This window comes from Flaviflexus sp. (genome assembly GCF_041440645.1).
Lineage (GTDB): Bacteria > Actinomycetota > Actinomycetes > Actinomycetales > Actinomycetaceae > Flaviflexus.
Window position 1 is genome coordinate 79,800 of record NZ_JASDVN010000032.1, and the last position, 9,338, is coordinate 89,137.

The 9,338-nt window shown below is 59.5% G+C and carries 6 protein-coding genes and 2 pseudogenes; 6 read left to right on the top strand and 2 right to left on the bottom strand.

Annotation, left to right across the window (positions count from 1 at the left end; translation table 11 throughout):
• A pseudogene (locus QMB98_RS04570) lies at positions 1-1,394 on the top strand (hypothetical protein); the annotation flags it as partial.
• Between the two features lie 98 nt (positions 1,395-1,492).
• On the opposite strand, the gene QMB98_RS04575 reads toward QMB98_RS04570, so the two are convergent.
• The gene (locus tag QMB98_RS04575; protein WP_371684490.1) at positions 1,493-2,431 is read right to left on the bottom strand and encodes a Sir2 family NAD-dependent protein deacetylase; all 939 of its coding nucleotides are present in this window, start codon (positions 2,429-2,431) and stop codon (positions 1,493-1,495) included.
• A 186-nt stretch (positions 2,432-2,617) separates the two neighbouring features.
• Here QMB98_RS04575 and QMB98_RS04580 point away from each other — a divergent pair, with 186 nt between their 5' ends.
• The 5 genes and pseudogenes from QMB98_RS04580 to QMB98_RS04600 all read left to right on the top strand — a co-directional run bounded on the left by QMB98_RS04580 (position 2,618) and on the right by QMB98_RS04600 (position 8,011).
• Positions 2,618-3,334, top strand: a complete 717-nt coding sequence (locus tag QMB98_RS04580) for a hypothetical protein (protein ID WP_371684491.1) — start codon at positions 2,618-2,620, stop codon at positions 3,332-3,334.
• 132 nt (positions 3,335-3,466) lie between these two features.
• Complete coding sequence (locus QMB98_RS04585) at positions 3,467-4,759, top strand: ABC transporter permease (protein ID WP_371684492.1); 1,293 nt, start codon at positions 3,467-3,469, stop codon at positions 4,757-4,759.
• Positions 4,759-5,163, top strand: a pseudogene (locus tag QMB98_RS04590) (ATP-binding cassette domain-containing protein); the annotation flags it as partial. The gene QMB98_RS04585 and the pseudogene QMB98_RS04590, both read left to right, overlap by 1 nt.
• 44 nt (positions 5,164-5,207) lie before the next feature.
• Entirely contained in the window at positions 5,208-6,575 is a 1,368-nt protein-coding gene (locus QMB98_RS04595) for an ATP-binding cassette domain-containing protein (protein WP_371684493.1), read from the top strand.
• A 230-nt stretch (positions 6,576-6,805) separates the two neighbouring features.
• Positions 6,806-8,011 (top strand): tyrosine-type recombinase/integrase, encoded by a 1,206-nt coding sequence (locus tag QMB98_RS04600; protein WP_371684494.1) that lies wholly within the window; start codon positions 6,806-6,808, stop codon positions 8,009-8,011.
• Positions 8,012-8,073: 62 nt separating this feature from the next.
• Here QMB98_RS04600 and QMB98_RS04605 read toward each other — a convergent pair whose 3' ends face one another.
• On the bottom strand, positions 8,074-9,207 hold the full coding sequence (locus tag QMB98_RS04605; protein WP_371684495.1) for a hypothetical protein: 1,134 nt from the start codon (positions 9,205-9,207) through the stop codon (positions 8,074-8,076).
• Positions 9,208-9,338: the final 131 nt, after the last annotated feature.

A 9,338-nucleotide genomic window follows, 5' to 3' on the forward strand; every position in this document is an offset into this window, starting at 1 on the left:
TCACCGTGACCGCTCGCGCTCTGCCCGGTTACGACCTGACTGCACCGGGTTCCTGGGACTTCACGTACGTCAATGTCGTGGTTGATACGGTTGCTCCCGTCTTCGTTGATAACGTGATTACGATCCCGGTTGTCCCCGGCGTCGAGTACGTAATTGATGGCGACGTGGTGACAGGCGCTGTTCCGGTGGAAATCGACGAGACTGTGACCGTAACGGCTCGCGCGGTTGCTGGTTACGAACTCTCCGAGAATGCGACAACGTCGTGGTCCTTCACCTACAACAACACCGCGGTTACTGCCGTCGCGCCGACGTTTGCCAACAACGTCATCTCGATCCCTGTGGTTCAAGGCGTCGAGTACCTGGTTGCTGGCGAAGTCGTGACCGGCAACGTTCCGGTTGCGGTCGGTGAGACCGTGACCGTCACTGCTCGGGTAATCCCCGGATACAAACTCACGAGCCCGGCCTCGTGGGAGTTCACATACGTGAATACTGAGGTGGAGACCGTTGCTCCGACGTTCTTTGGTCGCACAGTAACGATCCCCAATGTGTCCGGGGTTGAGTACCTTGTCGATGGCGAGGTCGTGACCGGTGAGATCCGGGTTGCTTCAGGGGAGACCGTTGAGGTGACAGCACGCGCAGCATCGGGCTACGTCCTTTCCGATGACTCGGAGACATCGTGGTCCTTCACGTACACGACACCGCCACGAGGCAACATCTTCTACATCCTCAACTCGTGGGATAACCCGGTTGAAGACTTCCGTTTTGCTTACGGTCGACCGGGAGATGAAGTTTACGTCGGTGACTGGAACGGTGATGGTTTCGATACCCTCGCTGTTCGTCGCGGCACCACCTTCTACGTGAACGATGAGCTCCGTGGCGGCGCTGCCGACTACCAGTTCAACTACGGCCGCCTTGGTGACGAGGTCATCGTTGGTGACTGGGATGGTGATGGCAAGGATACCTTCGGTATTCGCCGTGGCAACACCTTCCACCTAATGAACGAGCTCAGGGGCGGCAACGCCGACATCTCCTTCGGATTCGGACGAGTCGCCGATGAGGTACTCGTCGGTGACTGGGATGGAGATGGCACTGACACCATCACGCTGCGACGTGGAAACACCTTCTACGTCAACAACGAGCAGCGAGGTGGCGCCGCTTCGACGTCGTTCGGCTACGGCCGAGTGACCGATGAGGTTCTTGCTGGTGACTGGGATGGCGATGGCATTGACACTGTCTCGCTCCGCCGCGGCAACACCTACATCATCAACAACGGACTCGTTGGAGGAAACGCAGGCACGTCAATTCGATACGGCCGCGCTACCGACTCCGTGATCGTTGGTGACTGGAATGGTGACGGCATCGACACGATCGCTGTCAACCGTGTCGTCCGGTAACTAAATTGTGCGGGGGTGACCGATTGGTTGCCCCCGCACCTGTTTGTCGACGCGGCAAGGATGGGCACCTTTTGTGCCACCTGCGAAGCCGTTACTAACTATCTGTTGATATCTGGCAGGTTCTCGGCCAGGTAAGGCAACGCCCTCGACGTCCCAACGTGCACATGTAGCTGTGCGTACTTGTCGCCCCGGGTCTCGCCACGGTTGATGATGACGATGGGCTTATTGTCGCGGTGTGCTTCGCGCACGAATCTGAGGGCGGAGGCAACTGCGAGAGAGCTTCCCGCGACGAGCACGGCATCGGATTCGGATACGATGGTACGGGCTTCCTGAGTGTCGCTGGGCCTCACGGAACCCCCAAAGAACACGACGTCGGTGCGCAGGATCCCACCGCAGATGGGGCAGTCGGCTACGACGAATCCCTCGGTCTGTTCGATGGCGGCATCAGCATCCGGGGCGATCTCGACGTCGTCGATGTGCCTTTCCGCCCATCCCGGGTTCAGCTCCTTGAGGATGATGTCGAACTCGGACCTGGGCATGATCATCCCGCAGTTCGTGCAGGTGACTCGATCGCCACGCCCGTGGAGATTGACCAGTCTCTTAGTTCCCGCGGCGGCGTGCAGCATGTCGACGTTCTGGGTGATGACGCCGGTGACGATGCCACGCCTTTCGAGAGCTGCGAGTGCCTTGTGGCCAACGTTCGCCTTCGCCTTGGCAGGGTGCTGCCAGCCCACGTGGTTGCGCGCCCAGTAGTGGGAGCGGAAGCTCTCACTCGCCATGAACTGTTGGATCGTCATGGGGTTGCGGGGCGGGGAACCGGGGGAGCGGTAGTCCGGGAGTCCAGAGTCGGTGGAGATGCCGGCACCGGTGATGACAGCAATCTTTTTCCCCGAGACGAGGTCAAGTGCGGGCTGAAGTGCCGCCTGAAGATCGATGGGTTCGGGTCGTGCCGCCTCCGCAGGCGGGGCTTGAATGTTCTTGATGCGAAGGCGAGGTACGGTTCCACCCGGGAAATAGTCCTCGATCGAATTTGCCATGACCAACACTGTACTGGAACGACTACATTCTTCCGCTGACGCAGATTACTGTTCATGATGAGCTGATACGACACCGTGAAAGAGGCGACCCTGCCCTCAGGGCATTCTCATTTTCACCTCATATTTCGCCATTACAGTGCAGGGATGGTGAGAAGCAAGCGCCAGGCGGTGGCGAGAGATTTAGGTGTGCGGCAGTCCAGGCTGTGGTGGGCGGCTCTCGTAATCTGCGTTCTGCTCTTGCTTGCCGTTCTCGTACTCGATGTCATGCATCGCCTCTACCACACCCAGGGCGTATTTGAGCCCGCAGGACATCATTGGTTCGATTCGGATGCTGACCGAAGCATGTCGGAGTTGATCGGTTATCTCCAGTCCCTCACCTCCAGCGTTCTGCTCTTATACTTTGCCGTGGCAGTGGGGAAAGGATGGACATTCCTTGTCCTAGGCCAGGCGATGCTTGTTGTTGTCCTGGACGACTACATGCGGCTCCACGAGGAACTGCGCGGCACCTTCATTGATCTCTTGGGTTTGCAGGGGCGGTTTGGGCTCCGCTCCGAGGACATTGGTGAGCTCATGGCGTGGGCGTTCATCGGCCTCCCCATCTTTGTCGCCTTTGTTCTGGCCTGGAAGTACAGTCGTCCCGAGATCCGGAAGAAGACGAAGCCCCTCCTGATTGCTGTCGGCGCCCTCATCTTCTTCGCCGCTGTCATCGACATGTTTGCCATCCTGGCGTGGCAGGTGGGGATCGAACCGGGCGCCTTCGGTTGGCAGGGCAGGGTCTACTACGCGCTCACGATGGTCGAGTCGCTCGGTGAACTCGCATCCCAGTCCGCCATCCTCCTCATCGCCATCTATCTGGTCCTCCAACTCGCAAGGAAGAACAGAGAGGCTGAATCGGAGGAGTAAGTCGCAAGTCGGGTCACGAACGGCGAAGTCGCTAACCACCGACCGAGAGGGGATGGCGGTTCCAGTGCCGCCTTTTCGTCACAACGGAAAATGCTTGCCTCAGCTACTGGCGACCACCGGAGAGGTTGGGCGATGCGAGCTCTGATTGTGAAAGAGTTTCGGGAGCTGGCACGTGATCACCGAACGTTGGCAATGCTGGTGGTCCTGCCGGTCCTGCTCCTCGTGATCTTCGGATATGCAACCAACTTCTCCGTCGATCGAGTGTCCGTCATTGTGGTGGGCGCCAATGCCGAGGAATTCGTAGACGACCTTGATTCCTACGTTGTGGCGAACGAGAGCCTTGAGATCGTCCGCGTTGATCCCTCGCTCGCACAAGGCGATGCTGAGAATCTCCTGCGGGATCGGGAAGCCGATGCGGTCATAGTCGCCGACGAACGTGGTGGCACGAACAGTTTGCTCTCGGATCGGATGTCGATCTATGTCGACGGCAGTGGACTCTTCGCAGCTCAGGCGGCACAGGGCGTTTTTGTGCAGTTGGCGGCAGAGGACGCTCAGGACCGTGTTGTGTCCGCGAAGGAATTGATCGATCGGGCGCTGGCAGAGGCAGAGCAGGCACAAGCCGACCTCACAACATTTTCTGACGAGCTCGCTTCATTCCAGGTTGAGATGAAGCAAGCAACCGCATCGGGTGGGGACATGCCGAAGCTCCCGACCCCACCCGTGGGACTCAGCGTGCCGGACCTGCCTGAGATCACCGCACCTTCCCTGAACCCAGATGAGCTGGTGACGGTGCTCTTCAACCCGGACCTGAAGACCTCGTGGGTGATCGTGCCGGGACTCATCGGACTCATCCTGCTGTTCATTGGCGCGCTCATCAGCTCCATTGGCCTCGTGCGTGAGCGCGAAGCGGGAACTCTCGAACAACTCGCGGTCATGCCACTGCGCCCCTCCGTGATCATCCTGGGCAAGATCATCCCATACTTCCTGCTTGCGTTGGTTGACATGGCGGTGGTGACGATACTTGCCGTGTGGCTCTTTGGGGTGCCGTTCGCCGGTAGCCTGTGGCTGTTCAGCCTCGCAGCGGTCGTGTTCCTCTTCGTTGTGCTGGGGATCGGTGTCCTCATCTCAACCGTTTCGCAGAACACGGGGCAGGCAATCCAGATGGCGATCCTGTTCGTCGTTCCCCAGGTGCTTCTGTCTGGGCTCATCTTCCCCCTGGACTCGATGCAGCCCGGGGTCCGCTGGATCGGCTACATCCTGCCGCTCACCTGGTTCCGTGAACTCTCGCAAGGGGTCATGCTCCGGGGAGCGGGCATCGACAGTTTCTGGCTACCGCTTGTGATCTTGGGCGGGATGGCAGTGTTCGCGTTCGGTGCGGCAACCGCCCGCATGCGTTTCTCTCCCACACACGGTGGGGCGCGCTGATGGAGGGGGTGGCGCTTCGCCTTAATCAAGCATCAGTCAGGTTCGGTGACAAGATTGCGCTCGAGGGGGTGACGGGCGAGTTCACCCCCGGCACCATCACCGCACTCATCGGGGGTGACGGTGCCGGCAAATCAACCCTCCTCAAGGTCCTTGCCGTTCGACTTCCACTGAGTGGCGGCAGCGCCGAGGGACTACCGGTGAAAAGATCGAACCTTGGCTACCAGTCCGCAGAATCCGGGGTGTGGCGGAACCTTTCGGTTGCCGAGAGCATCGAATTTGTTGCCCGCACCTTCGAGCTCGATTCGGCCCTCAAGAAAAAGCGCTCGGACGAGCTATTGAAGCGAGCGGGACTCGACCAGGTCACCGGCAGGCTTGTTGGTGACCTCTCCGGCGGCATGAGGCAGAAGTTGGGCGTTTTGTCCTCCCAACCCTTCACGCAACGGGACTTGTGCTCCTCGACGAACCCACCACGGGCGTGGATGCGATCAGTCGAGTGGAACTCTGGAGCCTCATTGCCTCAATCGCGGCCGATGGGGCGACGGTCGTTTTCTCAACCACCTATCTTGACGAAGCCGAACGAGCGACCCGCCTCTACCTGCTTGGGGATGGGCAGTTGCTTGGGTCGGGGACACCCGATGACGTTATCTCCCAAACCCCAGGAACGATCTGGCAGGCACCATTCACGAGCGAACGTGCCCAGCAAGTCCTTGGCGTGGGTGGGGCATGGCGGAGGGGAGAGACAATCTATCTCTGGGAGCCAGAAGGTAACTCCCAAACGCCCGTTGGCTTCGAGGTTGCCGGTGCCGACCTTGAAAACACGAGCATCGCGCTCTTGCTGGAACGAACGAGAGATCCAAGGGACGCCGATCAGCAGGTTGCTATCCCCCTGCGCGAATCGAAGCGGCGACCAGAGAACATAAGCTCAAGCTCGCTCGTAGAGGCACGAGACGTTACTCGGAGATACGGTACCTTCTCGGCACTTGACGATGTGTCGCTTGACGTTCGGCCGGGTGAGATCGTGGGCCTCCTCGGCGGTAACGGTGCGGGCAAGACAACACTCCTGAGGATCCTTCTCGGGCTGGAGAATCCAAGCTCTGGACGTGCCACGCTCTTTGGGCAGGCACCATCGCTCGAGAGCCGTCGGCGCATCGGTTACGTCGCTCAAGGGCTTGGACTGTATCCGGCGCTATCCGCGATCGAGAATCTCGAGTTCGCGGCCTCGGTCCAGAACGTATTGGTGGGGGAGCAGGTACGCGACTTCGCACTGAGGTACGGCAGCTCGCCGATCGCCTCACTGCCACTTGGAACCAAGCGCATTCTGGCCTACCTCGCAGCGTCGCTACACGATCCGGAACTCCTTGTTCTGGACGAACCCACATCGGGGATGGACGGTCTGACAAGAGCGAGGCTCTGGCGTGACCTCAGGACATCTGCCGACCGTGGGACTGGGATCCTTGTGACGACTCACTACATGCAGGAGGTAGCGCAATGCGACCGGCTTGTTGTGCTGACTGCCGGGCACGTCACAGCATCCGGTACCTTGTCAGAGATCACCGGAACTCGCACTTCTCTCACGATCACGACCGACCACTGGGAGGATGCTTTCAAGCTCCTGCGTGAGGCAGGCATTCCAACACTCCTGGATGGCAGGACCCTACGTGTGCCGGGAGTAAGTTGCGACCAGGCAGCTGAGATCCTTGCACCAATTACTCGTAAGATAACCACCAGCGAGAGTGGAGCGACCCTAGAAGAGACGATGATGTTGGACGCCAAGGCGCAGCTTGAGGGGTCGAAACTGCCCAGTGCCAAAGAATGAGGTGGTCACCTTGGCTGATGCACGTCATAGTGTGCCTAATCAACTGTCCGTCCGGACTCTTCCTGGTGCCCCCAACAGGACTCGAACCTGTGACCCATGGATTATGAGTACATGGGAAACGTAAACTGGGAGTAGCGAAAACCGCGAAATATCAACGTTTCTGGTAGCCTGAGATGGAGCAGGATGGAGTGCCGTTGGCTCTCTGAATGGCTCACCAGAAGGGGGACTCAATGGCAGGCATGAAAGGCGACGGATCGATCTACCGCCGCGCGGACGGCAAATGGGTCGCTCAGCTCGAACTCCCCAACGACCCGATCACCGGTAAGCGACGCCGCAAGCGCAGGCTCGCCGAGACCAAGACAGGCGCCCAGCGTAAACTCGGCCAACTCCGCCGCGAGAAAGACGTGACCGGCGACCTCCCCACCGGGGCCATCACAGTCGAGAAGTACCTAAAGACATGGCTGGAGAGAAAGCGCTTGAGAGTCAAGCCGTCGACATGGAACGGCTACCGATCCAAGATCGAGCAGCACGTCATCCCCGTCATCGGGAAGCGCCGCCTGGACAAACTCACCGTGAGCGATGTCGAACTTATCGAGGACCGCTTCGTGTCGCGGGGCCTGGCGATGAGCTCAGCGAAACAGACACTCATCATCCTCAACGGAGCATTCGCAGACGCCGAACGTAAGGGCCTGCTCAACCGGAACCCGGCGGCGATCGCGGAGCGCCCCGTCGCCGTGAAAGGCCGGCGAAAGGCAATCCCGGTCGAACACCTCACCCAGTTCCTCGAAGCCAACCAGGACGACCTCTACCTGGCCCGCTTCATCCTCGCCCTCGCCACGTCCGCGCGGCAAGGCGAAGTGCTGGGACTCGAGCTCGACCGACTTCACCTGGACCAGCAGTGGGCGTCGTTCACGCGGAGCCTGCAGCGCGTCACCTACGTGCATGGATGTGGGGGAGTGTGCGGCAGGAAGAAGGCCGGCTGGTGCCCACACCGCAAGCACGTCGTACCCGCCCAGTATGACGGGGAGCAGGTCTACGGAGGGCTGTGGCTTCTCACCCCGAAGAGCGAGACGTCGAAGCGGCCCCTGCCGCTGGGTGACTTCGCGACGGCGGTCATGCGCCGCTACCTCGAGGAAGCGGCCCCGCGGCGATTCGTGTTCGAGGTCGGCGGGAACCCGATCGACTTCACCGATGACGGTGACCGTTGGAAGGCCATGCTGAAACGCGCCGAATTGCCCGACTACGAGATGTACCGGCTTCGGCACTCCACGGCGACGCTGCTCAAGAGCGAGAACGTTTCCGACTCCGATCGGCAGCTCATGATGGGACATTCCTCGATCGATATGACCGAGCACTACACACACGACGACGCGGCACGACTCTCAGGCGCCGCCAACGCGATGGACATCGCATTCAAGAAACTACTCAGCGCTTGATACGACCAGTGGTGTGGTCATGAACTGGGAACCCGAAAGGGTATCGAACTGCGGAGCCCCTCCTAGAAGAGAGGGTCCGGGCTCGAGGTCGCCTCGATGAAGGACGCCTCATAAAGCCAGACAAGATTGCCCTCTTTAGATGGTATTCCCTCCACCTTGACATAATCTTCAACCTCATGGGCGCGCAAAGCGAGAGCATAATCGTCTGGCGAGAGCCGGACACGATACTTGCCTGCGCCCGTATCTATTCCAACGACTCCTGGGCCTTCGGCTTCAGCCTTGCTGAGTAGGTGCACCCTACCAAGGACCCACTGTCTAAGCGCCTCAGCCTGAGGCTGAGCAAGGGTTGTGGCAGCCGTTTCGAGTGCCGGTACGTCAGCCCCGTCGAATTCGAACAGAATGGGCATATTATCGCCAAGTAAGGGCCGGGAATCCGCGTTGAACTCGACGTGGATGGAGGCTTCGTCCGCACGTTTGGCAAGGTCAATGAGGCCTCTCGCAAGCTCGACAGAGAAGCCCCGGCGCACGGCTGCCCGGAAGCCCTCAACAGATTTCGTGGCCCGATAGTGTTCTACGGATTCGACGGCGGCCTCGAGCGCCGCGGTTAGCGCTTGGGTTATCGCTCGTCCTTGAATATCGACGTAAGGCGATTTCGCATCTAAATCAACATCCAGCTGAGTAACTGGCGCAAGCGCCGTCACCACATAGCTGCCGATCCCGGTTTGGCCCATATAGCAGGAAGACAGGTAGCGCTGCGCGAAACCGCTGTGGGAATTACCGAAGTACGCCTTCTTTCCGGCGTAAGCCTTAGCGCCCGCAGACATCATCTCACGCGCTGCCTTGACTAGATCCTCACCTTCGCTCCAGGCGATTAAGCCTCGCGGCGCTGAGGTCTCCTTTCGAAATCGCAACGAATCTCGAAGCCCCGGCGCCTGTCTGAGGCTAAGGCTTGTCTCCAATCGCTGACGTGTCTCTGGTGAGAGAGACTCGAGTTGTCGCCAAGCTGCGTCGAGCAAATCTTGCGCGCCCTCAACAGCTTGAGATTCTGGCAGTAATAGCCAGTGACGTTGCCCTAGGTACAAGTCTTCGAATCGTACGACGCCGCGACTTCTTCCCATACGCCGCCAGCCGGAATCCACCAGTGCCTCGGAGAGGACGGCGAAGTTGATGTTCTCGATGTTGGGTGAAGTCGTCACAATTCCTCACCTCCCTCGATCCGATCCATGAGCCTGATGAGACTAGGTGCGTCAAACACATGCTCGCGATTAACTCTTGTGATGTCTCAAGACATAGGTGACGTTTCTGTATCAGGACATAGGTGACAGTT